This is a genomic window from Bradyrhizobium sp. CIR48 (genome assembly GCF_014198315.1).
Taxonomy (GTDB): Bacteria; Pseudomonadota; Alphaproteobacteria; order Rhizobiales; family Xanthobacteraceae; genus Bradyrhizobium.
The window spans coordinates 19,547-43,072 of sequence record NZ_JACIHG010000016.1 but is presented as its reverse complement, the minus strand read 5'-3'; the positions used below and the strand labels follow the sequence as shown (position 1 = coordinate 43,072).

Genomic DNA, 23,526 nt, shown 5'->3' with positions numbered 1-23,526 from the left:
CTCGCCTCGCCCTATTTCGGCTTCTTGGCGGGTTCACTCGGGCGGGCCCCGCCCCACGGGTCGTACTTGTCCTTGGGCTCGGGAATGCGCTCAAGCGCGGCCTTGTAGGCTTTCTCGTCGACCTTGGGCTTGTTGTCCGCCGGTTTAGCTGCCTCATTGGGTGGCCGCCGGCCCTGCGCCTGCGCCGATGCAACCGTCAGCGCCATGACCGCAGCCGCGATGACCAAAATCCTCATTGATGCAACCCCCCTCGTCTGGGGTACAAACTTAGCCTGCAATTCCGGAATATGAAATGCCGCGAGTTCCAGGACTTCCTGGAGACTTCAGCAAATCTTGATCGCCGGGGACTTCGCCGGATCGCATTCCTGCCTATCTGTTGGCCCGCAGGGGACCTTCACGGATGTTACGGATCATTGCACATGCGGCGCTGCTCGCCGGCGCGCTCGCGCTCGGCGCCTGCGGCTTTGCCGACAGCCGCGCGCCGGTGCCGGAATTCATGCGCATGAAGGAAACCGAGCAGCCGCCGCCTGAGCCCGCCCCCGACGTCAAGCGCGTAGTGCGCGAGCAGATCGACGTCGTCTTCCTCGCCACCTCCTATCCGCGCGAGGTGCACGTCGCTGCGCCCCATCGCGAGGTGCGCGGGCCGGGCTGGACCGCCTGCGTCCGGGCCCAGCTCACCTCCGCCACCGGCACCTCGCTCGGCGCCCAGACCTACATCGTGACGATATCAGGCGGAAAAGTGGTCGACCGCCGCCGGGCGGAAGCCGAGGACATCTGCGGAACGGAAACCTACGAGCCGATCTAGCAGCGAATCTGCGTAACAAAGCTCCGGTTCCGGGAAAAACCAGCACCGCAACCGGGAACGATCGCCGCCTCCCCTTCTTGTTACCGCCGAGGGCAGTTTCGGTGGAGGACACGATGAAGACATTTACGATTGCGCTGTTGGCGGGTGTCGGCGCGCTGGCCGCGGCAACCGGTGCCAAGGCGGCGGACATCTATTCGACCAGCGAATACACGAACCCCGATCTCATTCAGGAAGTCCGGCTTGTCTGCGACGACGCCGGCAATTGCTACCGCACCCGCGGCGGCTCGCGCGTGATCGTGCGCGACTCCTACGCGACCATGCCGCGCGATCGCTATTATGAGCGACGCACCTATCGCGACTGGGACGATGGTCCGCGTGCCGGCGTCGGCATCCGGACACCCGGCGTCAGCGTGGGCGTCGGTGTCGGCGACCGCTGGTAGTTGATACATCGAGCACGGACGGGACCGGACGAGACAGCTCGCCCGGTCCCGTCACGTGATTCATCAGATCGCCGCGTCAGGCGGCGACCGATTGCTGCTGAAACTGCTCAAAGGCCGCGATCGCATCGGCGGCGTACATCAGCGACGGTCCGCCGCCCATGTAGACGGCCATGCCGAGCGTCTCCTCGACCTCCTGACGCGTCGCGCCGAGCTTGACGAGGGCTTCGGTGTGAAAGCCGATGCAGCCGTCGCAACGCGCGGCGACACCGAGCGCCAGCGCGATCAGCTCCTTCGTCTTCTTGTCCAGTGCACCCTCGTGCGTGGCAGCCTGGGCGAGTGCGGAAAATCCCTTCATGGTCTCGGGAATGTCGCTCCGCAGCTTGCGCATGTTGGCGGAGATTTGCCTGACGATGTCGGGGTAGTTCTTGTCCATGATCTTTACTCTCTGCAGTGACTTCAGGTTTCGAGCGGATCGGCCGGCGCGACCAAGCGCGTCAGCGACGGCAGGTGGGCGGCAAAGCGTGCGAGCACCATGCCGGCGCACATCGCCGCAACGAAGATGAAGGCCGAAGAAGACCCGAACCCGAGCGCGGTCAGCGCCGGCCCCGGACAGAAGCCGGCCAATCCCCAGCCGATACCGAAGATCGCCGGACCTGCGACGATTCTGGGATCGATATCGTTTCGCGTCGGGAGGAAAAATCGTTCGGCAAAGAACGGACGGGCGCGCCGCAGGACGCGATTGAAGCCGATGAAGGTCACCGCCACCGCACCGGCCATCACGAAGGCAAGGCTCGCATCCCATGTCCCCGCCGGAATGCCGCCGACGTCGAGGAAGTTCAGAACCTTCGCCGGGTCGGACATGCCGGAGACGATGAGGCCGAGACCGAAGATCAGGCCGATCACGAATTGAACGAGAATGGCCATCGGCGTCAGCTCCAATGCCGCGTCAGGAAGACGGTCGCCATGCCGGCTGCCATGAAGGTCACGGTCGCGACCAGCGAACGCGTGGAGAGCCGCGACAGGCCGCAGACGCCGTGGCCGGAGGTGCAGCCGCTGCCCCACACCGAGCCAAAGCCGGTGAGCAGGCCGCCGACAATCAGGATTGCCGTTCCCGCCTCGATCGTCTGCGACGGCAGGCTTCCCGTGACGAGCCGCACCAGCATGGGCGCGGCGACAAGGCCGGCGACGAAGGCGAGGCGACCGGCGAACTCGCCATCCTCATAGGGCGGAAACAACCGTGCCGCGATGCCGCTGACGCCGGCGACCCGTCCCTTCGCCCACATCAGCAGAACGGCGGACAGGCCGATCAGCACGCCGCCCACAAGCGAAGCCATTGGCGTGAAAGACGTTACAACCATTCGACCCTCCGGACCGAGAGCGCCCTTCACGGGCGGCGAATACCTTATTTCAGTTGTTTCTTATTTTCGAATATACTAATATATAGGCCGACCATGAATCGCAAGCCCCGCAATCAGGAATTGATCGCTCTGGAGGAGAAGGCCGAAGAGGCCTCCCGCCTCCTCACCGCCATGGGCAATCCCAAGCGCCTGCTCGTTCTCTGCAACATGCTGGAGGGCGAAAAGTCCGTCGGCGAACTCGCCGAGATCGCGGGCCTGTCCTCGGCGGCGCTATCGCAGCATCTCGGCAAGATGCGCGCATTGAGCCTGGTCAAACCCAGACGGGACGGCCAGACGATATACTACAGCATCGCGAGCCGGGAAGTCCGCGTGGTGCTGGAGACGCTGTACCGCCTCTTCTGCGCACCCTAGGACTTCGCCGGCGCAAACGCGGGAGCGCGGCATGACCGACGACACCTTCATCGAAGGACCTCTCTACGAGAAGCGCAGGAAGGTCTATCCGCAATCGGTCCACGGGCCGTTCCGCCGTATCAAATGGGCGATCCTGTGCGTCACGCTTGGGATCTATTATCTGTTGCCGTTCGTACGCTGGAATCGCGGACCAGGCCTGCCCGACCAGGCCGTGCTGATCGACTTGCCGCATCGCCGCTTCTATTTCTTCTTCATCGAGCTGTGGCCGCAGGAAGTGTATTACTTCACCGGCCTGCTCATCATCGCGGCGATGGCATTGTTCCTGATGAACGCAGTCGCGGGGCGACTGTGGTGCGGCTATTTGTGCCCGCAGACGGTGTGGACCGATTTGTTCTATGCCGTGGAGCGCTGGGTCGAAGGTGACCGGCGCGAGCGCATGCAGGGCGACAAGCGCTACTGGACGTTCGACCACATCCGAAAGGTCGCGCTCAAGCACTTCCTCTGGATCATGATCGCCTGGTGGACCGGCGGCGCCTGGGTGCTGTATTTCGACGACGCGCCGACGCTGGTGAAGGAGCTCGCCACCTTCCAGGCGCCGTTCATCACCTATCTCTGGATCGGTATCCTGACCGCAACGACCTATGTCTTTGCCGGCCACGCCCGCGAGCAGATGTGCATCTACATGTGCCCGTGGCCGCGCATCCAGGCGGCCCTGACCGACGAATGGGCCCTCAACGTCACCTATCGCCGCGACCGCGGCGAGCCGCGCATGTCGGTGAAGAAGGCGGAAGCCGCCCGCGCCCATGGCGATTTCGCCGGCGATTGCGTCGACTGCCACCAATGCATCAACGTCTGCCCGACCGGCGTCGACATCCGCCACGGCATCCAGCTCGGCTGCATCCAGTGCGGCCTCTGCATCGATGCCTGCGACAACGTCATGCGCGAGATCGGCCGGCCCGAGGGCCGCCTGATCGGCTACGACACCGACATCAACATGCAGCGCCGGCGCGAAGGCAAGCCGCCGATCTATCGCATCGTTCGCGCGCGCACGCTGATCTATACCGCAGCCATTGCCATCGTCGGCACCATCATGGTCTACACCCTCGCCACGCGCGCGACCATGGACGTCAACGTGCTGCACGAGCGCAATCCTCTGTTCGTTCAGCTCTCGGACGGCGGAGTCCGCAACGATTACACCGTGCGCATCCTCAACAAGGGCGCACAGCGATCGTTTGCGATCGAGGTCTCCGGGCTGCCCGGCGCGAACATTCGGATTGCGGGCATCGAAGTCGCTCCCGGTGGCAAGCCCGTCGTCGAGGTCGGACAGGACCAGACCCGCGAGGTCAGACTGTCGGTGCAGGTCGGGCCTGCCGATCTGCCGAAGACCTCGCGCGATGTCGAGGTCACGATCACCGATACCGCCGGCGGTGGACGGGCAAGCGCCCGTGATCACTTCCTGCCCGGCGACAAGTAAGGCCTGCGTTGAGCATCCGGCCACGGATGCTCAACGAGACGTTAACATTACCGTTCGAATTGGAGCCGCGTCCCAACGGTATTTTCCAATTTTTGCGCTAAGCATGGCCACGTGACGCGGCATTTGCCCGCGTGAACGGGACGAGGGGACGTGGTCGATATCGCGCAGCAGGCAGCGATCCATCCGGCATCCGGGGATGCCATGGCGGCGCGCGTCCCGCTCGCGGCGATCGATCCTGGCCAATGGCGCGCGCTCGCGCAGCGGGCGATCGAGCCGAACGGATATTACCTGCCCGCCTGGGAGCTCGCCGTCAGCGCCACCGCGCGCGGCCGCACGAACGCCTCGGCCCTGCCCGCATTCGACGGCACGTCGACGCGGCTGATCGGGCTGATGCCGGTGATCCCGCTGTGGCACGCCCTGAAGATTCCCCTGCCCGCGCTGGTGAGCGCGCATCCCTACGGCACGCTGTGCAGCCCGCTGATCGACCGAGGCGCCCCGATCGAGGCGGCCACGCAGCTGTTGCAGCGGGCACGCGAGTGCGGCGCGCATGCGCTCGTGCTCAACGACGTTGCGCTCGAGGGCGCTGCGATGACTGCGCTCGAGCAGGTCCTGACCCGCGACGGCCTGAGGCCGCGCGTCCTTTCCTCGTACATCCGCGCCAGCCTCGATGCGACGCAGGATGCCGAGACGCAGCTGCGCGACGCACTGGGCACCAAGAAGCTCAAGGAGCTGCGCCGACAACGCCATCGCCTCGAAGAGCATGGCCCTGTTGCGTTCGACGTCGCACGCCGGCCTGACGAGATCGGCCCCGCGCTCGAAACATTCCTGCAGCTCGAAGCCAGCGGCTGGAAAGGCAAGCGCGGCACCGCGCTGGTTCAGCACGCAGGCGATGCGACCTTCATTCGCCGCGCGGTGCCGGCGCTGGCGGAGACCGCGCAGTGCGAAATCATCACGCTTCGCGCCGGGACGACACCGGTCGCCGCGGGCATCGTGCTGCGCCACCAGGACCGCGCCTTCTTCTTCAAGCTCGGCATCGACGAGCGCTTTGCAAGATATTCGCCGGGCGTGCAGCTCACAATCGAGCTCACCCGCCATCTCTGCGCCGATCCCGCCATCGCCAGCGCGGATTCCACCGCGAGCGCCGATCACCCCATGATCAACCCGATCTGGCGCGGGCGTTTTGCGGTCGGCGACGTGCTGATTCCGCTGCGGCGGCACGATCCGGTCGTGGCGCTCATTCACGCAGCGCTGGTTGGCCTCAACGCCGCGCATGAAGCTGCGCGAGGCGTGGTTCGCCGGCTCCGCAAATAAGCGAAGGCTATTCCGCTGCCTGGGCGTTGATCTCCTCCGAGACCTGGCGGATGGCGCGCGCGAGCAGGTTCGGGTCCTGCGCGCCGGAGACGGCGTATTTCTGCGCGAACACGTAGGTCGGCACGCCGGAGATTCCCTTCTCCGCCGCCTCCTGCGCATCGGCCGAGACGCGCGCGACGTCCTCGTCGGTGGCAAGGCGCCGACGCACGTCCTCGGCATCGAGGCCAACATCGGCGGCCGCCTGCACCAGCACGTTCACATCGGTGAGATCGCCGCCGTCGCGGAAATACAGCTCCATCAGGCGCTGCTTCATCTCGGGCGCCTTGCCGATCGCTTCCGCCCACAGGATGAGGCGATGGCAGTCGGTGGTGTTGGGCTGCCGCGCCACCAGCTCGGGCTTGTAGAGGAGGCCCTCCTCGCTGGCGGCCGCAACGACACGTCCGGCAATGCCCTTATAGGCCTCGACCGAGCCGAACTTCTGGGTGAGATAGGCCTCGCGGCTGATGCCCTCGCGCGGCACCCAGGGATTGAGGAAGAACGGGCGGAAATTGAGCTTGACCGGAACGTCCGGCACCAGCGCCAGCGCACTCTCGATCCGGTGCTTGCCGATATAGCACCAGGGGCACACCACGTCGGAGACGACATCGATCTGGAGCGGTTTCAGCGTGCTCATGTCAGGCGTCTCCTTCGGGCGGGTCACGGGTTCGCCGGAAGATAAGCCGAACCGGGGGCAGCGCAAGCCGCCGGTCCTGCATGGCTCACGACTTCACCTCTGCGGTTATTGTGACCGCTGCACCCCGCCCCGATACTCGCGACCACAATCAAGTCCGAGAGGAGACCGCGATGAGCGCCATTTTCAGGCCGGAAGGCCAACAGTTCCGGGCTACGGAGCATGCCGGCGGTCCGTGGTCTCCGGACATGCTGCAGGGAAGCGCCACCACTGCCCTGATGACCCGCGAGGTCGAGCGTCTCGCCACCGAATCCGGCTTTGTTGTGCGACGCCTGACCTTCGATCTGTGGCGACCGGCGGGCCTGCGCGCCTTCAGGGCCGTCAGCGAATTGCTGCGCGACGGCCGCAAGGCCAAGACCTTGCAGGTGCGGCTGATGGACGGCGAGACCGAGATCGGCCGCTGCACGGCGCTGCTGACGGCGCCGAGCGGGGAATCCCCCACCGATCCCTTTGCGAGCCCCATGGCGCTCGACAAGGCGCCCGAGGCGGGCAGCCCGCCGCCGGCCTTCGCGCAGAAATGGAGCCGCTATTTCCAGAACGTGTCGGTGCGGCTGATCGAGGGCGCGCTGGAGAAGCCGGGCCCGGCGGCGGCCTGGATGCGGCTTGACGCGGCGCTGGTCGAGGGCGAGCCGAACACACCGCTGCTCCAGGCGGTGCAGGCCGCGGATTTCGCCAGCGGGGTCGCGCAGATCGTCGACATGCGCGACTGGACCTTCATCAATCCCGAGATCAGCCTTTACTTCTTCCGTCCGCCCGAGAGCGAATGGATCCTGATCCGCGCCGCCACGCGCGTTGGCGCCAACGGCGCCGGCCTCACCACGGCGACCTTGAGCGATCTCAAGGGTCCGTTTGCCGAGGTGATGCAGGCCATGAGCTTCGAGCGGCGTGAGGCCGCGCAAGCTCAGGCGTCTTGAGCCGCAAACGCGACCAGGGTCGCCTCGGAGGCGGCATCAACAGGCATGAACATCTCGACGCGGAGCTCCTGCAGCGTCACATCCTGCGGCGTGCCTAAAGTCAGAACCGCGCCGATCAGTGAGACGCCGGCATCGCCCTTGCGCAGGCGCACCTCGCAGAGCGGCCCCGGCACGGCGTTGTCCTCGATCCCAAGCGCGGGCAGCTCCGGCAGCCGCATCAATTCGCGCCAGGTCGATTGCAAGGCTTCGTCGAGCGGCGCGGCCATTGCCTCATGGCGCGCGCGCGACAGCAGAGCCGCGGCCACGGTGGTCCAGTTCTCGACGAACGGCTTGAGCTCGTTCGGCGCCAGGAACATGCGCATGTGATTGAGCGGCCGCTGCATGCGCTCAGGTCCGAGCAGCATCGTCATCAGGCGCGATGCGGCACGGTTGGTCTGCATCACGTTCCAACGCCGGTCGGTGACGATCGCGGGAAACGGCTCGTGCCGCCGCAGCAGAAGATCGATGGCCCGGCGCGCATCGGCAAGCTCGGGCGCGGCGAGGTCGCGCTCGCCATATTGCCGGGCGAAGCCGCCGGCCTCGAGCAGCGCGTTGCGGTCGCGCAGCGACAAATCGAGAGCGGATGCGAGTTGCAGCAGAATGTCCCGGCTCGCGGCCGCCTTGCCGGTCTCGACATAGCTCAGATGCTTGATCGAAATGCCGGCCTCGAACGCCAGCTCCGCCTGACTCAACGCCCGGCGCATGCGCCAGGCGCGCAAGAGATCGCCGACGGGATTGGCCGGCCGCAATCGCCGGAACGAGCGTGTGTCCATCGGCCAATTATGCGGGGACCGCTGCTGCCTGTAAACGACGCTATGGCAGCCCGGCCGCCATCTGCTTCAGCCGTTCGGCGGTGCGCTCGTCCGCCGGGAAGAAGGTCTCCAGCGCCAGCTCCGACAGGGTAATGTCGACGGGCGTGCCGAACACCATGGTGGTGGAGAAGAAGCTCAGGATTTCACCGCCGTGACGCAGCTTGAACGGGATCGCGACGTTGTCGCTCGACAGCGGCCCCGTCCGCGCCGGGATCGGATAGCTCTTGAGGTCGTTGTAGAGCTTGATCAGCTCAGGATCGGCCGTCACCTCGCATTGGCGGTGCAGACGCTCCAAAAGATGGCCGCACCACTCCGCGAGATTGACCGTGCGCGGCGCCAGCGCCTCGGGATGAAAGGCGAGCCGCAGCACGTTGAAGGGCTGGCCGAGCAGCCGCTGCGGAATGCCGTCGAGCAGCGGCGCCACCATGCGGTTCGCCGATACCAGGTTCCAGTGCCGGTCCACCGCGAGCGCGGGATTGGGCTCATGTGCCTTCAGCACGAGGTCGATCGCCCGGCGGGCTGATTTCAAGGCCGGGTCCTCCAGCGGGCGCTGCTGGAATGCCGGCGCATAGCCGGCCGCGACCAGCAGCACGTTGCGTTCACGCAAGGGCACGTCGAGACGCTCGGCAAGCCGCAGCACCATGTCGCGCGAGGGCGCGGCGCGGCCGGTCTCGACGAAGCTTAGGTGACGCGCCGAAATTTCGGCCTCGCCCGCGAGATCGAGCTGGCTCATGCGGCGGCGCTGCCGCCATTCGCGCAAATGGTCGCCGATGTGAACCGGCTGGCTGCGGTCGGCCTGTGCCGTGGATGCATGTGCGTTCATGACCAGAAACCTATCATGCCGATTTCGGCCCTTCCATTACCCACGAGGTAACGGATATTGGCACCTAGCTAACTGAAATCGTTGCGTTTGTTTGCGACGTGTCTGGCCCATACCAACAGAAATACCAACAACCCCAGGAACAACTTCCGACACGAATAGATATTTAGGCCGAGCCGATTGGTAGCCGGAATTAAGAACCAATCACTGATCGCCCCACTAGGAAGGGTGCCTCTCGCCATTGCTAGACTTACGAGCGAACACGCGACCTGAAGCACGTTTACTCCGTAAGGTCGGCCGCAGGTCGACTTCATCCAGTACCAGGCAACGTGAGCTAGCGTGGATCAGTCCAGTCCATCATGGTGCCACGGAAAAGCGATAGTCTTGATATTTCAATAAGTTGTCCTATTCTTTCAATGGACTAGAACGTGAACCAGGTGCACACGTGTGCACTTAAACTAGCCCAAATTGCACACGTTTGTACCGCCTTTGATCTCCCGGTGCACACGTAGCGCACACGAAATCGGGGTGGAGTGCACACGCAATGCCGACGTTTACAAAACTCAGATCGGGAAGCTGGCGCGTTCAGGTCAGGAGGAAAAACGAGTACATCGCAAACACGTTCGTGCGACGGCGCGATGCTGAAGAATGGGCGATTGATGTGGAGCGCTCTATCGATCGCGGCACCCCAATTCGACGTTCCCGGCCTTTTGAGCAGCCTCGAATTTTTTCCGATTTGATCACCCTGCATCTCGACGATCTTGCCCAGGTCGGCAAGCCCGTACGACGATCCAAGTCGATGGTGCTCAAGGCCCTTAAGATCTCGCTTGGACGAACAAACCTCAAAGAGCTGACCAGGGAGAGATTGATTGAGTTCGGGCGAAAGCGAGCTGCTCAAGGCGCTGGACCGGCGACCCTTGCGATCGATTTCTCATTCATCCGAACGATCCTACTTCACGCTGCCGCAGTCCACGGCATTAACGTTTCAGTCGAGAACGTACAGCTGGCCAGAGCTGCGCTAAAGCACCTGGATCTCGTCGGAAAGTCAAACGAGAGGGATCGGCGCCCTAGCCAAGACGAACTCGATCGACTGATCGGATACACCGAATCTAACGCCCAACAGTATCTACCACTCGGTAGAATTGTTCGCTTTGCTGTGGCGACAGCAATGCGCCAAGCTGAGATCTGCCGCATCGAGTGGACTGATGTCGACATGTCAAAGCGAACCGTCACTATTCGCGACCGCAAAGATCCTCGACGCAAAGACGGAAACCACCAAGTGGTTCCTCTCCTCAATTCGACCGGGTACGATGCCTGGCAGCTTATGCTCGAGCAGCGGATTCTCACGCGCGGCCTCGGACGCGTTTTTCCATACCACTCGAAGTCGGTAGGAGCTGCCTTCCGCAGGTCATGCAACGCTATCGATATAGATGACCTATGCTTTCACGATTTGCGCCATGAAGGAACAAGTAGACTCTTCGAAGCGGGCTTTTCGATACAGCAGGTTGCGATGGTGACAGGCCATAAAGACTGGCGAATGTTGCGCCGATATACAAATCTCAAGCCCGAAGATCTGCACAAGATGCAGAAAGCTGCACAGCCATCAATGGAGCAATTCCTAATCGCGCATCCGATGGCACGGTCAGCGTTTGTCACGCGCTGGTGCGGCCTCAGGTGCTCGAGCCACGAGGCGACCTTGAAAGTCTCCAGGTAGCGGCCGTTCACAGCCGCGTCTTCGAAGAGATCCCACGCGTAAGCGCCGTCGCGCCGTCGTTGCTGCTCCAAGCCGGCGATCGCGTGCAGAAACGCTTCTCGTTTCGCCTGATCAATCCGGTATTCCACACCGGACGAGAAAGCGCCCTTTCCGATTGCCCGTTATTCGGGCGGCTGGTGAGCCGAGCAGCGGCTCGAAGGCCCTTGCGAGCGGGCGCGCTGTTCTATTTGCCAGCGGGACGGATCTCGTACGACGTTGTCGCCGCTGATGGCGGCGTCGCAGTGCGATGGCAGTGTTTCCATTGTACCAGGCCAAGGTTATTGCTTCCTCCCCGACGGGATGGCAGGTGGCAGCAATCTCGGCAGCCGTTCGGCGGCAGCCAACTCTATGGCCAACGGGTTTCCATCGGGTCGGCGACACCGAGTTCGAAGCGGAGCGCGGGTGCCTGACACGCTTGGCCTATCGGATGATGGGCTGGCTCGCCGAGGCGGAGGACGTCGTTCAGGACGCATGGCTGCGGTGGGTCGGGGTGGACCTCGATTCGCCTCCCGCCCATCTAACCCGCATCGTCACACGCCTGTGCCCTGACCGACGCCGCTCCACGCGAGCGCGCCGGAAGCCTACCTCGGACCCTGGTTGCCAGATCCTCTCGTGGGTTCCATGGAGCCGGACGAGACGGTCGCCGACGACGTCAAGGTCACGTTGATGCTGGCCCTCGAGCGTCTGTCCCTCTGGAGCGGGCCGCTTTTCTTCTCCATGACGTCTTCGACGTACCGCTGACTGAAGTGGCCATCACCCCGCCAGCCAGCCGCGGTCCGTACGCTCGCGGCGCGCGCTCGTGCTTGGATGAATAGAACGCATCCTGATCGAAGCCCGTGCAACTTCAAAGCGGCCGGGCCTCGATCAGCGATTTCTTCGCCGTCCCTCGATAAGATCGAGAACTGCCATAGCGGCCTCAAGTACGTTGGTACCAGGTCCAAACACGGCTGCCACTCCGCTCCGAAGCAACTCCTCGTAGTCCTGCCGTGGCACGACGCCCCCGCAAACAACAATGATGCCGCCAGCGCCAGCCAGCTTCAACTCCCTGACAACCTGAGGAACGAGCGTCCTGTGACCGGCCGCGAGCGACGAGACCCCCAGAACATGTACCTTTGCCTGAACGGCCATCGCGGCAGCTTCGGCTGGCGTTTGAAACAAAGGACCGGCAATAACATCGAATCCCATATCGCCGAATGCCGACGCAATAACCTTCGCACCTCGATCATGACCATCTTGTCCCAGCTTGGCGATCATAATCTTTGGCCTCACGCCAATCGCTTGTGACACTTCGTCGAGCCGCGAAACAAGATTGGTGAACTCGGGATCGTTTCCATAAGCAGGGCCATAGACACTCGAAACAACATCGGGTATCGCCTGGTGATCTCCAAAAGCCTGCCGCATTGCATCAGACATTTCGCCGACGGTTGCTCGAGACCTAGCGGCCTCAATCGCGGCTTCCAGCAGATTTCCCTCACCTGATTGCGCGACCCGGTTCAGTCGAGCCAACGCACTGGAGACGCTCTTAGAATCTCTAGACCGTTTGATATCAGTCAGGCGGCGAATTTGCGAAGCGCGCACAGTCGAATTGTCGATCTCCAGAATGTCGATTGGCTCCTCTTGTTCAAGCCGAAACCGATTAACTCCGACGATAACCTGATCGCCGCGATCGATCGCGGCCTGCTTGCGCGTCGCCGATTCTTCGATCAATCGCTTAGGCCACCCTGTCGCGATCGCGTTCGCCATCCCTCCCCGCTCTTCGACCTCCTCCATGAGTTGCCAGGCAGCCCTGACGAGATCGTCCGTCAGGCGCTCGACATAGTAGGATCCCGCGAGGGGATCGACGACGTCGGAGACGCCCGTCTCATGCTGAAGGATCAGCTGGGTGTTCCGGGCAATCCGAGCCGAAAACTCAGTAGGCAATGCGATGGCTTCGTCGAACGAATTTGTGTGCAGCGATTGCGTGCCGCCCAGAACGGCGGCTAAGGCCTCATAAGCGGTCCGCACGATATTGTTATACGGATCATGCTCCTGGAGCGACACTCCCGACGTCTGACAGTGCGTACGAAGCACTGAAGACGACTGCTTTTTGGGGTTGAACTCCGCCATAACGCGCGACCAGATAAGTCGAGCAGCGCGCAACTTCGCCGCTTCCATGAAGAAATTCATTCCGATAGCGAAGAAGAATGAAAGCCGCCCTGCGAAGTCATCGACGTTAAGGCCCTTGGCAAGAGCAGACCGGACGTATTCACGTCCATCAGCGAGCGTAAAGGCCAACTCCTGGACGAGCGTCGCCCCCGCCTCCTGCATATGGTAGCCTGAAATCGAGATGGAGTTGAAGCGCGGCATGTTCTGCGCGGTGAACGCTATAATGTCAGCAACAATGCGCATCGATGGTTCCGGCGGATAAATGTATGTATTGCGGACCATGAACTCCTTCAGAATGTCGTTTTGGACAGTTCCCGAGAGAGCTTCGCGCGGAATTCCCTGCTCTTCACCGGCGACAATGAAGGTTGCGAGAATGGGGATTATCGCTCCGTTCATGGTCATCGACACCGACGTTTCCCCGAGGGGAATGCCGTCAAAGAGGATCTTCATGTCTTCGACTGAGTCGATGGCAACGCCCGCCTTCCCGACATCACCTAGGACGCGAGGATGATCAGAATCATAGCCGCGGTGGGTCGCCAAATCGAACGCAACCGACAAGCCCTTCTGTCCTGAGGAAAGGGCGGCACGATAGAATGCGTTTGACGCCTCTGCAGTCGAGAATCCCGCATACTGGCGGATTGTCCACGGTCTGCCAGTATACATCGTCGCCTTAGGACCACGAACGAACGGCGACATGCCAGGTAACGTGTCCAGATGCTCGATCCCATCTAAATCAGACACCGTATAGATCGGCTTGACTTCAATGCCCTCCGGAATCTTCCGCACGAGCGCGATGGGATCGCCTTTTAGTTCCTTCTCGGCAATCCTCTTCCATTCATCTGGAAATGACATCGACATTCCTGATCTCGCACGGGTTACCGACCTAATTGTCGACCACGCATCGCGGGCTACATGGCCTGCTTACGCAAATTCCAAGATCAGCGCGTCCACCGCCAGCGTCGCACCGGCGCTGGCGTGGATCTTCTTCACCGTACCGTCCTGTTCGGCACGGAGCACGTTCTGCATCTTCATGGCTTCGACCACCGCGAGCGTCTCGCCGGCCTTGACCTCCTGCCCCTCGGTCACCGCGATCGAGACCACGAGGCCGGGCATCGGGCACAGCAGCTTCTTGCCGGTGTCGGAGGCCGTCGTCACCGGCATCAGCCGGGCCGATGCGGCTTCCGCTTCGGTCCAGACATAGACCGGCACCTCGACGCCCTGATGCGCCAGACGGATGCCATTGGCGATCGGGCGCGCCTGCACGGCGACGAAATGGCCATCGATGGTGCCCTGCCAGACCGGATCGCCCGGCTTCCATGGCGACTGCAACAGATGCGCGTTGCCGGCCTTGCCTTCGGCGTCGACGAAGCGGATCGCAATGGCCTCGCCCTCACGCGCAACCTCGAGCAAAATCTCCTGGCGCTCGAGCCAGACCGCACGGCGGCGTTCGCGCTGCACGATGCGTCCGCCCATCTGGCCCGAGATCTGGCGCTTGCGCTCCCCGAGCACGTGGTCGATGGCAGCGCCGACCGCGGCGATGCGCCGCGCGACCTCGCCTTCCGGCACGCGCACCGCAAAGCCCTTGGGGAATTCCTCGGCGATGAAGCCGGTCGACAGCCGGCCCTCGCGCCAGCGCGGATGATGCATCAGCGCCGATAGGAACGGGATGTTGTGCCTGATGCCGTCGACATAGAACGAATCCAGCGCGGTGGCCTGCGCCTCGATCGCGGCCGCGCGCGAGGGCGCGTGGGTGACGAGCTTGGCGATCATCGGATCGTAGTGGATCGATATCTCGCCGCCCTCCTGCACGCCGGTGTCGTTGCGCACGGTGATGCCGTCCTTGCTCACCTCGGCCGGCGGACGGTACTTCACCAGGCGCCCGATCGAGGGCAGGAAGTTGCGGAACGGGTCTTCAGCGTAGAGCCGCGATTCCACCGCCCATCCGGTGAGCGTGACGTCCTTCTGCGCGATCGCGAGCTTCTCGCCGGCGGCAACGCGGATCATCTGCTCGACGAGATCGACGCCGGTGACGAGCTCGGTGACGGGATGCTCGACCTGGAGGCGCGTGTTCATCTCCAGGAAGTAGAAGCTCTTGTCCTGCCCTGCGACGAACTCGACCGTGCAGGCGGAATCGTAATTCACGGCCTTGGCCAGCGCGACCGCCTGCTCGCCCATCTTGCGGCGCGTGGCCTCGTCGAGCAGCGGCGACGGCGCCTCCTCGATGACCTTCTGGTTGCGGCGCTGGATCGAGCATTCGCGTTCGCCGAGATAGATCACGTTGCCGTGCTTGTCGCCCAGCACCTGGATCTCGATGTGGCGGGGATCGACGATGAACTTTTCGACGAAGACGCGGTCGTCGCCGAACGAGGCCTTGGCCTCGGCCTTGGCGAGGTTGAAGCCCTCGGCGACCTCGGCCTTGGAATGGGCGATGCGCATGCCCTTGCCGCCGCCGCCGGCGGAGGCCTTGATCATCACGGGATAGCCGATCTCGTCGGCGATCTTCACCGCGTGCTTGTCGTCCTCGATGACGCCGAGATAGCCCGGCACGGTCGAGACCTTGGCCTTCGCGGCCGCCTTCTTGGATTCGATCTTGTCGCCCATTGCGGCGATCGCGCCCGGGTTCGGGCCGATGAAGACGATGCCGGCGGCCTCCAGCGCGCGCGGAAACGCCTCGCGTTCGGACAGGAAGCCGTAGCCGGGATGCACGGCCTCGGCGCCGGTCTTTTTACATGCCTCGACGATCTTCTCGATCACCAGATAGCTCTCGGCTGCCGCGGGCGGGCCGATCAGCACGGCCTCGTCGGCCATCTCGACATGGAGGGCATCGCGGTCGGCCTCGGAATAGACCGCAACCGTCTGGATTCCCATCTTGCGGGCAGTCTTGATGACCCGGCAGGCGATTTCGCCGCGATTGGCGATCAGGATGCGTTTGAACACTGCTCTTCTCACAACGGCATGTTGTCGTGCTTCTTCGCCGGCGCTTCCATTTTCTTGTCCTTCAGTATCGCCAGCGCCCTTGCGATCCGCTTCCGCGTCGAATGCGGCATGATGACATCGTCGATGTAGCCGCGCTCGGCGGCGATGAAGGGCGACAGGAAGCGGTCTTCGTATTCCTTGGTGCGCGCGGCGATCTTGTCGGCGTCGCCGATATCGCTGCGGAAGATGATCTCGACCGCGCCCTTGGCGCCCATCACCGCGATCTGGGCGGTCGGCCAGGCGTAGTTCATGTCGGCGCCAATTTCTTTCGATGCCATGACGTCGAAGGCACCGCCATAGGCCTTGCGGGTGATGATGGTGACCAGCGGCACGGTGCACTGCGAATAGGCGAACAAGAGCTTCGCGCCATGCTTGATCAGGCCGCCATATTCCTGCGCGGTGCCCGGCAGGAACCCCGGCACGTCGACGAAGGTGACGATCGGGATGTTGAAGGCGTCGCAGAAGCGGACGAAGCGCGCCGCCTTGCGCGAGGCATCGCTGTCGAGCACGCCGGCCAGCACCATCGGCTGGTTGGCGACGAAGCCGACGGTGCGGCCAGCGATGCGGCCGAAGCCGGTGACGATGTTCTTGGCGAACATGTCCGCGATCTCGAAGAAGTCCCCCTCGTCCACGACCTTCAGGATCAGCTCCTTCATGTCGTAAGGCTTGTTCGGATTGTCCGGGATCAGCGTATCCAGGGACATGTCGACGCGACCGATGTCGTCGAAGCTCGGCCATTCCGGCACGCCGTCACTGTTGTTGGACGGCAGGAAGTCGATCAGGCGGCGCATCTGCAGAAGCGTCTCGACGTCGTTCTCGAAGGCGCCGTCCGCGATCGAGGAGCGCGTCGCGTGCACCGAGGCGCCGCCAAGCTCTTCGGCGGTGACGACCTCGTTGGTGACGGTCTTCACGACGTCAGGACCGGTCACGAACATGTAGCTGGTGTTCTTCACCATGAAGATGAAGTCGGTCATGGCAGGCGAATAGACGTCGCCGCCGGCGCAGGGGCCCATGATGACGGAGATCTGCGGGATCACGCCGGAGGCCAGCACGTTGCGGCGGAAGACGTAGGAATAGCCGGCGAGCGCGGCGACACCCTCCTGGATGCGGGCGCCGCCCGCGTCATAGAGGCCGATGATGGGCGCCCGCGCCTTCATCGCCATGTCCTGGAGCTTGGTGATCTTCAGCGCATGCGTTTCCGATAGCGAGCCGCCAAACACCGTGAAGTCCTTGGCGAAGACGAACGTCTTGCGGCCGTTGACGGTGCCCCAGCCGGTGACGACGCCGTCGCCGGGGATCTTGTTCTTCTCCATGCCGAACTCGGTGGAGCGGTGCTCGACGAACATGTCGAACTCCTCGAACGATCCCTTGTCGAGCAGGAGCTCGATGCGCTCGCGTGCGGTCAGCTTGCCGCGGGCGTGCTGCGCCTCGATGCGCTTCTCCCCGCCGCCGAGCTTTGCGCCGGCGCGACGTTGTTCAAGGGCTTCGATAACGGACATCGATTGGGCCAACTGGTCTACCGTTTTCGGGCGATTGGAGGCAGGTCGGTGCAAATGCCCTCATAGACTTCGGCAGCCATGCCGATCGTCTCGCCGAGGGTCGGATGCGGGTGAATGGTCTTGCTGATATCGATCGCGTCAGCCCCGATTTCGATCGCGAGACAGATTTCCCCGATCATATCGCCGGCATGCGGTCCGACGATCACACCCCCGACGATGCGACTGGTTTCGACGTCGAACAACAGCTTGGTCATGCCATAGGATGCGCCCGACGCGATGGCCCGGCCGGACGCGGCCCACGGGAATTTTGCCGAACGGATCTTCCCTCCGGATTCGGCGACATCACGCTCGGACTTGCCGACCCAGGCGATCTCAGGATCGGTGTAGGCGACATTGGGGACGATCTTCGCGGTAAAGACCGCCGGCTTCCCGGCAGCTACTTCCGCGGCGACGTGCCCCTCGTGAACGGCCTTGTGCGCCAGCATCGAACCGCCGACGACGTCGCCGATGGCGAAGACGTTGCGCGCCGTCGTTCTCATCTGCTCGTCGACCTGAATGAAGCCGTTCGAATCGATGGCAACGTCGATCCGTTCGAGGCCGAGCTCGCTACTGTTGGGAACACGGCCGGCCGATTGCAACACCAAATCGTACGATCGTGTCCGTACCGATGCGCCTGTGGTACCGACACTCACGCCGTCCGGCGTGATTTCGGCGGTTGATACGCTGCTTGCGACGTCGATATGCTCGAAGCGATGCGCGTTGCGCGAACGCCAGATCTTCACCGCGTCGGCATCCACGCCCGCCAGGATATCGGGAAGCCTTTCGACAAGATCGATCTTGGTGCCGAGCGAGTTGTAGACGGTCGCCATCTCCAGCCCGATGATCCCCGCTCCGATCACGAGCATGCGGCCCGGAATGCTTCGCAGCGCGAGCGCGCCGGTCGAGGTCACGACCCGCTCGTCCTTGGGAAGCACCGCCAGCTGCACCGCGCGCGAGCCCGTGGCGATGATGCATTGACCAAATTCAATTTGCTGCGATCCTGCCCCCTCACCGACAATCTCGAGCCGCGTGGCGGAGGCGAATTTTGCGGTGCCGCGGATCACCGTGACGCGGCGCGCTGCCGCCATCTGGCTCAGCCCATCCGTCAGCTTCTTGACAGTGCCGTGCTTGAAGGCGCGCAGCTCCTGCAGATCGATCTGCGGCGCGGCGAAGCGAATGCCCAGGTCGGCGATCCGTTCGGCCTCCTCCTTGACGGCCGCAACATGAAGCAGCGCCTTCGACGGGATACATCCGACGTTCAGGCAAACTCCGCCCAAGGTGCCGTAGCGTTCGACGATCGCGGTCCTCAGTCCAAGGTCTGCGGCGCGATAAGCTGCTGAATAGCCGCCAGGCCCCCCTCCGATCACCACGAGGTCGTAGCGCGTGGGGTCGATTGCGTGCGGGCCAGCATAGGACTGTTCCGGCGAGATCGTCTCAGCTTGCGCGCCGCCCCCGTCGGACGCCGACGCTGTGCCGATCATGGAACCTTGAGACACCTTGTCTCCAACGCGCAGCGAAATGCTCGTGATCACCCCTGCGATCGGTGACGGAATCTCCAGCGTCGCCTTGTCGGATTCGACGGTGATCAAAGCCTGCTCTCGCGCGACGACGTCGCCCGCCCTGACGTGGACCTCCACGACTTCGACGTCTCGGAAATCCCCGATGTCGGGGACCAGGATCTCCTCTGTCCGCATCTGCGTCCTCACAATGCGAAGCGCCGCACATCGGTCAGCACCGACGCGACGAATCCCAGGAATCGGGCCCCGGCCACGCCGTCGACGACCCGGTGATCCCACGACAGACTCATTGGAAGGATGAGTCGCGGTTCAAACTCGCGGCCGTTCCAGACTGCCTCGGTGGCGGCACGACCAGCTCCGAGGATTGCGACCTCGGGCGCATTGATGATGGGCGTAAATCCCTGACCGCCGATGCCTCCCAGAGACGACACCGAGAAACAGCCGCCCTGCATGTCGCCCGACGCGAGCTGCCCCGCGAGCGCCTTGTCGGCGAGCGAGCGCATCTCCGCGGCGATCTGCCGAAGGCCCTTCTTATCGCAGTCCCGGATCACCGGCACGACCAGACCTTTCGGCGTGTCGACGGCGAAGCCGATGTGGACGTAGTGCTTGAGGATCAGCTCATCGCCATCGAGCGAAGAATTGAAGCGCGGGTATTTCTGCAGCGCCAAGGCCGCGGCCTTGATCAGCAGCGACACCATAGTGAGCTTCGCCGTGTCCTTCGTGGCCTCGGCGTTGGCGAGCTGACGAAAGGCTTCGGCGTCGTTCACATCCGCTTTGTCGAAATTCGTCACATGGGGAATGACGCTCCAGTTGCGCGAGAGGTTCGCGCCGGTCAGCTTCTGGATTCGCGTCAGCGGCAGGCGCTCGACCGCGCCGTACCTCTCGAAATCCACCTTGGGCCAATCGACCGGCGCGTCGCGCGCAGGCGCCATCGCCGGTCCCGATCGCACCAGTCCGTTGACGAAGGCCGCCACATCCTCGCGCAGAATCCGGCCCTTGGGGCCGGTGGGCACGACAGAATCCAGCGCCACGCCGAGCTCACGCGCCAACGCGCGAACGGACGGCGATGCATGCGCCGCCCCGCTGGGCTGCGGCTGCTGTGCACGTGCTCGCGAGTCATCGGCTGGAGCGGCGGGCGTCGGCTGTGACAGCGCCTCCTGCTGCGGCAACCGTTGCTCCACCTGTGGCGCCGACGCAGCCGCCGGCGGAGGCGCGATGGAGTCACCGCGACCTTCGAGGATCATCAGAACCGAACCTTCTGAAACCCGCGCCCCGACGTCGATCATCAGTTTGGCCACCGTGCCTGCGGCCGGGGATGGCACCTCCATCATCGCCTTGTCGGACTCGATCGACAGCAACGGCATGTCGATTGTGACCTCGTCGCCGACCAGCACATTGATTTCGACTACCGGAACATCCTTGTAGTCCCCAATATCCGGCAAAACGACCTCAATTGAATGAGACATGCGCGCTCCGCCCTCTCTCAGCGCGACCAAGGCGATGCAACGCCGGTCGGCAATTCGTAGCTGGCGATGGCTTCGGCGACCTGCTCACGCGCCACGTCACCCGATTTTGCCAGCGCCGACAGCGCCGCAACGACGATCTGCTTGCGATCGACCTCGAAGAAAGATCTCAGCGCGGCGCGCGTATCGCTGCGCCCGAAGCCGTCGGTGCCCAGCACCGTATAGGGCGCCTCGATGTAAGAAGCGATCAGTTGCGGATACGCCCGGACATAATCCGAAGCCGCGACGATCGGCACCTTGCCGCCGAGGCATTGTGCGACGTGGCTCTCGACCGGGGTCGACAGCGGCGAAAGCCGATTAGTTCGCTCCACCTCACGCGCCTCTCGCGCCAGCTCGGAAAAGCTCGTTGCCGACCAGACTTCACAGGCCACTTTCCATTCGCTTTGCAGCATCGCTGCGGCGGCGAGCGCCTCCGGGAGAATGGCGCCCGAGCCGACCAGCCTGATCTTCGCCGGCCCGTCAGCGCTCGGCAGAACCCGATAGAGACCCTTGATGATGCAGTCGCGTGCATCGTCGGGCATCGAGGGCTGCGCATAGTTCTCGTTCATCGCCGTGAGGTAATAGAACTCGTCGTTGCCCTGCTCGAGCATCGACCGCATGCCGTGATCGACGATGACGGCCACCTCGTAGGAGAATGCCGGATCGTAGGCCCGGCAGTTCGGAACGGTCGCCGCCATCAGATGGCTGGACCCGTCCTGATGCTGCAAGCCTTCGCCGCCGAGCGTCGTCCGGCCGGCCGTCGCCCCGATCAAAAAGCCACGCGCGCGCTGGTCCGCCGCCGCCCAGATCAGATCGCCGACCCGCTGAAAGCCGAACATCGAATAGTAGATATAGAACGGCAGCAACGGGAAGTTATGGATGCTGTAGGAGGTCGCCGCCGCGGTCCATGACGAAATCGCCCCCGCCTCGGTGATCCCCTCCTCCAGCAATTGACCGTCGATCGCTTCCTTGTAGTACAGCATCGAGCCGGCATCTTCCGGCTCGTAGAGCTGTCCTGCCGGCGAGTAAATGCCCACCTGCCTGAACAGGTTCGCCATTCCGAAGGTGCGGGCTTCGTCGGCAACGATGGGAACGATGCGCGGGCCGAGCGTCTTGTCCTTGAGCAAATTGTTGAACAGCCGCACGATCGCCATCGTGGTCGACGTCGCCTTGCCGTCGCCGCGCAACGCGAACTCCGCGTAGGATTGCAGCGGCGGCACCGGCAGCGCCGCCGAAGCGCGTCGCCTCACCGGCATGTAGCCGCCGAGCGCAGCGCGACGGGCGCGCAGATATTGAATTTCCGCGCTGTCTTCCGCAGGCGTGAAGAACTCCAGATTCTCGACCTGCTCGTTGCTGAGCGGCAGAGCGAACCGGTCGCGGAACGCATACAGCGCGTCGACGTCGAGCTTCTTGGCCTGGTGCGACGTCATGCGCGACTCGCCGGCGCCGCCCATGCCGTAGCCCTTCTTGGTCTTCGCCAGAATGACGGTCGGCCGACCCTTGATGTCCTTAGCGGCGGCAAAGGCCGCGAACAGCTTCTTGAAGTCGTGGCCACCGCGTTTCAGGCCATCGATATCCGCGTCCGACATGTGCGCAACCAGCGCCCGGACCTCGGGGTCCTCGCTGAAGAAGTTGGCGAGGTTGTAGGCCCCATCCTTGGCGCCGAGCGTCTGATATTTGCCATCGACGGTATCGGCGAATTTGCGCAACAGCGCATGCCTGCTGTCGCGCGCGAAGATATCGTCCCAGTCCGATCCCCACAGCACCTTGATGACGTTCCAGCCGGCGCCCTGGAAGAGGGATTCGAGTTCCTGAATCACCTGCCCGTTGCCGCGGACCGGCCCATCCAGGCGCTGTAGGTTGCAATTGACGACGAAGGTGAGGTTGTCGAGATTTTCCCGCGCCGCCAGGGCGAGCCCGGCGATCGATTCCGGCTCGTCCATCTCGCCGTCGCCGAACACACCCCAGACGTGGCGACCAGCCGTCTGCACCAGGCCGCGATGCTGCAGATACTTCATGAACCGCGCCTGGTAGATCGCGCTGATCGGGCCGAGGCCCATCGATGCCGACGGCACCTGCCAAAACTCCGGCATCAGCCAGGGATGCGGATAGGACGACAGACCGGGGCCGCTCAGTTCCTGGCGATACAGCTTCAGATTTTCGTCCGACAGTCGGCCTTCGAGATACGCTCGTGCATAGACTCCGGGAGACGAATGCGGCTGGAAATACACCAAGTCCCCCTCCGACCCGGAGCTTGATGCGCGAAAGAAATGATTGAAGCCGACTTCGAAAATCTCCGCGGCCGAGGCGTAGCTGGCGACGTGCCCGCCGAGTTCCCCATAGGCCTTGTTGGCACGGACCACCATCGCGAGCGCGTTCCAGCGAATGATCGCCGTCAGGCGGGTCTCGATCGCGATGTCGCCGGGGTAGGGCTTCTGCTGCTCGAGCGGAATCGAATTGCGATAGGGCGAGAACGGCGGAGAGTCCGGCAGAACGCCGAGTTCCTTCGCGCGCCGATCGAGCGCAGCCAGGATGTATCGCACCCGCTCGGCACCGGCGCTGTGGTGCAGCGATCCGAGCGATGCGAGCCAATCGGCGGTTTCGACCGCGTCCTGATCGGCGTTGACGCCCTTGCGTGGCGGATCGATGTGTGCAGTCATGCGTCGGGCTCCCAGAAGCCCGCACTTGGTAGCATCGGGTGCTGTGGCACGTGCTGCTGAATACGGCCGCGTTCCGACGGATTGCCCGGTTCCGGCGGGACGCCGAGGCTCGCATCGCAGCATTCTCTGCTGTTGGTTTAATCAGGCAAGTGATCGAGCCGTCGGCCGCCTGACAGGTGCTCACGCTTGGTCGCGGCGCAGCATGCCGCATCGCTCAGCGCTCACGCCGCAGGAGCGGCCATCTTGTCGCGGATCAGCGAACTCGACGGCTCGCCGCGACTAGTGACCTGAGCTTTCAAAACAGCTAACCTGGGTTAGCAG

20 protein-coding genes and 2 pseudogenes are annotated in these 23,526 nt (G+C 63.5%); 8 read left to right on the top strand and 14 right to left on the bottom strand.

From position 1 onward, the window contains the following. Positions 1 to 11: 11 nt before the first annotated feature. Positions 12 to 236, bottom strand: coding sequence for a hypothetical protein (locus GGD66_RS36305; protein WP_018316637.1), 225 nt, complete (start codon positions 234 to 236; stop codon positions 12 to 14). Positions 237 to 400: 164 nt separating this feature from the next. Here GGD66_RS36305 and GGD66_RS36300 point away from each other — a divergent pair, with 164 nt between their 5' ends. Together GGD66_RS36300 and GGD66_RS36295 are read left to right on the top strand one after the other, a co-directional pair. Then, positions 401 to 805, top strand: a complete 405-nt coding sequence (locus tag GGD66_RS36300; RefSeq protein ID WP_026201706.1) for a hypothetical protein — start codon at positions 401 to 403, stop codon at positions 803 to 805. A 113-nt stretch (positions 806 to 918) separates the two neighbouring features. Continuing rightward, on the top strand, positions 919 to 1,245 hold the full coding sequence (locus GGD66_RS36295) for a hypothetical protein (protein WP_018316638.1): 327 nt from the start codon (positions 919 to 921) through the stop codon (positions 1,243 to 1,245). Positions 1,246 to 1,321: 76 nt separating this feature from the next. Here the strand turns inward: GGD66_RS36295 and GGD66_RS36290 are convergent, their stop codons facing one another. The 3 genes from GGD66_RS36290 to GGD66_RS36280 are packed head-to-tail and all read right to left on the bottom strand — an operon-like array spanning position 1,322 to position 2,603. After that, complete coding sequence (locus GGD66_RS36290; RefSeq protein WP_092258973.1) at positions 1,322 to 1,678, bottom strand: carboxymuconolactone decarboxylase family protein; 357 nt, start codon at positions 1,676 to 1,678, stop codon at positions 1,322 to 1,324. Between the two features lie 23 nt (positions 1,679 to 1,701). Continuing rightward, positions 1,702 to 2,169, bottom strand: coding sequence for a DUF6691 family protein (locus GGD66_RS36285; protein WP_183230093.1), 468 nt, complete (start codon positions 2,167 to 2,169; stop codon positions 1,702 to 1,704). Positions 2,170 to 2,174: 5 nt separating this feature from the next. Beyond that, complete coding sequence (locus tag GGD66_RS36280; protein WP_183261476.1) at positions 2,175 to 2,603, bottom strand: YeeE/YedE family protein; 429 nt, start codon at positions 2,601 to 2,603, stop codon at positions 2,175 to 2,177. Between the two features lie 93 nt (positions 2,604 to 2,696). On the opposite strand from GGD66_RS36280, the gene GGD66_RS36275 reads away from it, so the two are divergent. The 3 genes from GGD66_RS36275 (at position 2,697) to GGD66_RS36265 (ending at position 5,799) form a co-directional block, all read left to right on the top strand. Next, positions 2,697 to 3,014: a helix-turn-helix transcriptional regulator gene (locus GGD66_RS36275; protein WP_018316642.1), complete on the top strand. Its 318-nt coding sequence runs from the start codon at positions 2,697 to 2,699 to the stop codon at positions 3,012 to 3,014. A gap of 31 nt (positions 3,015 to 3,045) precedes the next feature. Further along, positions 3,046 to 4,488, top strand: a complete 1,443-nt coding sequence (gene ccoG, locus GGD66_RS36270; protein WP_183261474.1) for a cytochrome c oxidase accessory protein CcoG — start codon at positions 3,046 to 3,048, stop codon at positions 4,486 to 4,488. A gap of 150 nt (positions 4,489 to 4,638) precedes the next feature. Next, positions 4,639 to 5,799 (top strand): GNAT family N-acetyltransferase, encoded by a 1,161-nt coding sequence (locus GGD66_RS36265; RefSeq protein ID WP_183261472.1) that lies wholly within the window; start codon positions 4,639 to 4,641, stop codon positions 5,797 to 5,799. A gap of 7 nt (positions 5,800 to 5,806) precedes the next feature. On the opposite strand, the gene GGD66_RS36260 is transcribed toward GGD66_RS36265, so the two are convergent. Further along, positions 5,807 to 6,472 carry a DsbA family oxidoreductase gene (locus GGD66_RS36260; RefSeq protein ID WP_020508626.1) on the bottom strand — a complete coding sequence of 222 codons (666 nt, stop codon included), beginning with the start codon at positions 6,470 to 6,472 and terminating at the stop codon, positions 5,807 to 5,809. Positions 6,473 to 6,642: 170 nt separating this feature from the next. Here GGD66_RS36260 and GGD66_RS36255 point away from each other — a divergent pair, with 170 nt between their 5' ends. Beyond that, entirely contained in the window at positions 6,643 to 7,443 is an 801-nt protein-coding gene (locus GGD66_RS36255) for a thioesterase family protein (RefSeq protein WP_092258955.1), read from the top strand. Here the strand turns inward: GGD66_RS36255 and GGD66_RS36250 are convergent. Further along, entirely contained in the window at positions 7,431 to 8,255 is an 825-nt protein-coding gene (locus GGD66_RS36250; protein ID WP_092258952.1) for a helix-turn-helix domain-containing protein, read from the bottom strand. The genes GGD66_RS36255 and GGD66_RS36250 overlap by 13 nt on opposite strands. A gap of 40 nt (positions 8,256 to 8,295) precedes the next feature. Further along, complete coding sequence (locus tag GGD66_RS36245; RefSeq protein ID WP_183261470.1) at positions 8,296 to 9,117, bottom strand: helix-turn-helix domain-containing protein; 822 nt, start codon at positions 9,115 to 9,117, stop codon at positions 8,296 to 8,298. A gap of 541 nt (positions 9,118 to 9,658) precedes the next feature. Between GGD66_RS36245 and GGD66_RS41775 the strand changes: the two genes are divergently transcribed. Further along, positions 9,659 to 10,828, top strand: a complete 1,170-nt coding sequence (locus GGD66_RS41775; RefSeq protein WP_246783207.1) for a site-specific integrase — start codon at positions 9,659 to 9,661, stop codon at positions 10,826 to 10,828. Here GGD66_RS41775 and GGD66_RS41770 read toward each other — a convergent pair. After that, positions 10,792 to 10,956 (bottom strand): annotated as a pseudogene (locus GGD66_RS41770) (MFS transporter); the annotation flags it as partial. The gene GGD66_RS41775 and the pseudogene GGD66_RS41770 sit on opposite strands and share 37 nt — an antisense overlap. A 317-nt stretch (positions 10,957 to 11,273) precedes the next feature. On the opposite strand from GGD66_RS41770, the pseudogene GGD66_RS36235 reads away from it, so the two are divergent. After that, positions 11,274 to 11,692 (top strand): annotated as a pseudogene (locus GGD66_RS36235) (sigma factor); the annotation flags it as partial. A gap of 39 nt (positions 11,693 to 11,731) precedes the next feature. Here GGD66_RS36235 and scpA read toward each other — a convergent pair. From scpA to mdeB, 6 genes are all read right to left on the bottom strand, one after another. After that, positions 11,732 to 13,870, bottom strand: a complete 2,139-nt coding sequence (scpA, locus tag GGD66_RS36230; RefSeq protein WP_183261467.1) for a methylmalonyl-CoA mutase — start codon at positions 13,868 to 13,870, stop codon at positions 11,732 to 11,734. A 63-nt stretch (positions 13,871 to 13,933) separates the two neighbouring features. After that, positions 13,934 to 15,949, bottom strand: coding sequence for an acetyl/propionyl/methylcrotonyl-CoA carboxylase subunit alpha (locus tag GGD66_RS36225; RefSeq protein WP_183234807.1), 2,016 nt, complete (start codon positions 15,947 to 15,949; stop codon positions 13,934 to 13,936). A gap of 8 nt (positions 15,950 to 15,957) precedes the next feature. Continuing rightward, positions 15,958 to 17,487, bottom strand: a complete 1,530-nt coding sequence (locus GGD66_RS36220; RefSeq protein WP_183234808.1) for an acyl-CoA carboxylase subunit beta — start codon at positions 17,485 to 17,487, stop codon at positions 15,958 to 15,960. 17 nt (positions 17,488 to 17,504) lie between these two features. Next, a complete protein-coding gene (gene lpdA, locus GGD66_RS36215) occupies positions 17,505 to 19,220 on the bottom strand; it encodes a dihydrolipoyl dehydrogenase (RefSeq protein WP_183234809.1) in 1,716 nt (571 codons plus the stop codon). A gap of 8 nt (positions 19,221 to 19,228) precedes the next feature. Beyond that, a complete protein-coding gene (locus tag GGD66_RS36210) occupies positions 19,229 to 20,509 on the bottom strand; it encodes a 2-oxo acid dehydrogenase subunit E2 (RefSeq protein WP_183261466.1) in 1,281 nt (426 codons plus the stop codon). Positions 20,510 to 20,526: 17 nt separating this feature from the next. After that, positions 20,527 to 23,205: an alpha-ketoglutarate dehydrogenase gene (mdeB, locus tag GGD66_RS36205; protein ID WP_183234811.1), complete on the bottom strand. Its 2,679-nt coding sequence runs from the start codon at positions 23,203 to 23,205 to the stop codon at positions 20,527 to 20,529. Positions 23,206 to 23,526 lie beyond the last annotated feature (321 nt).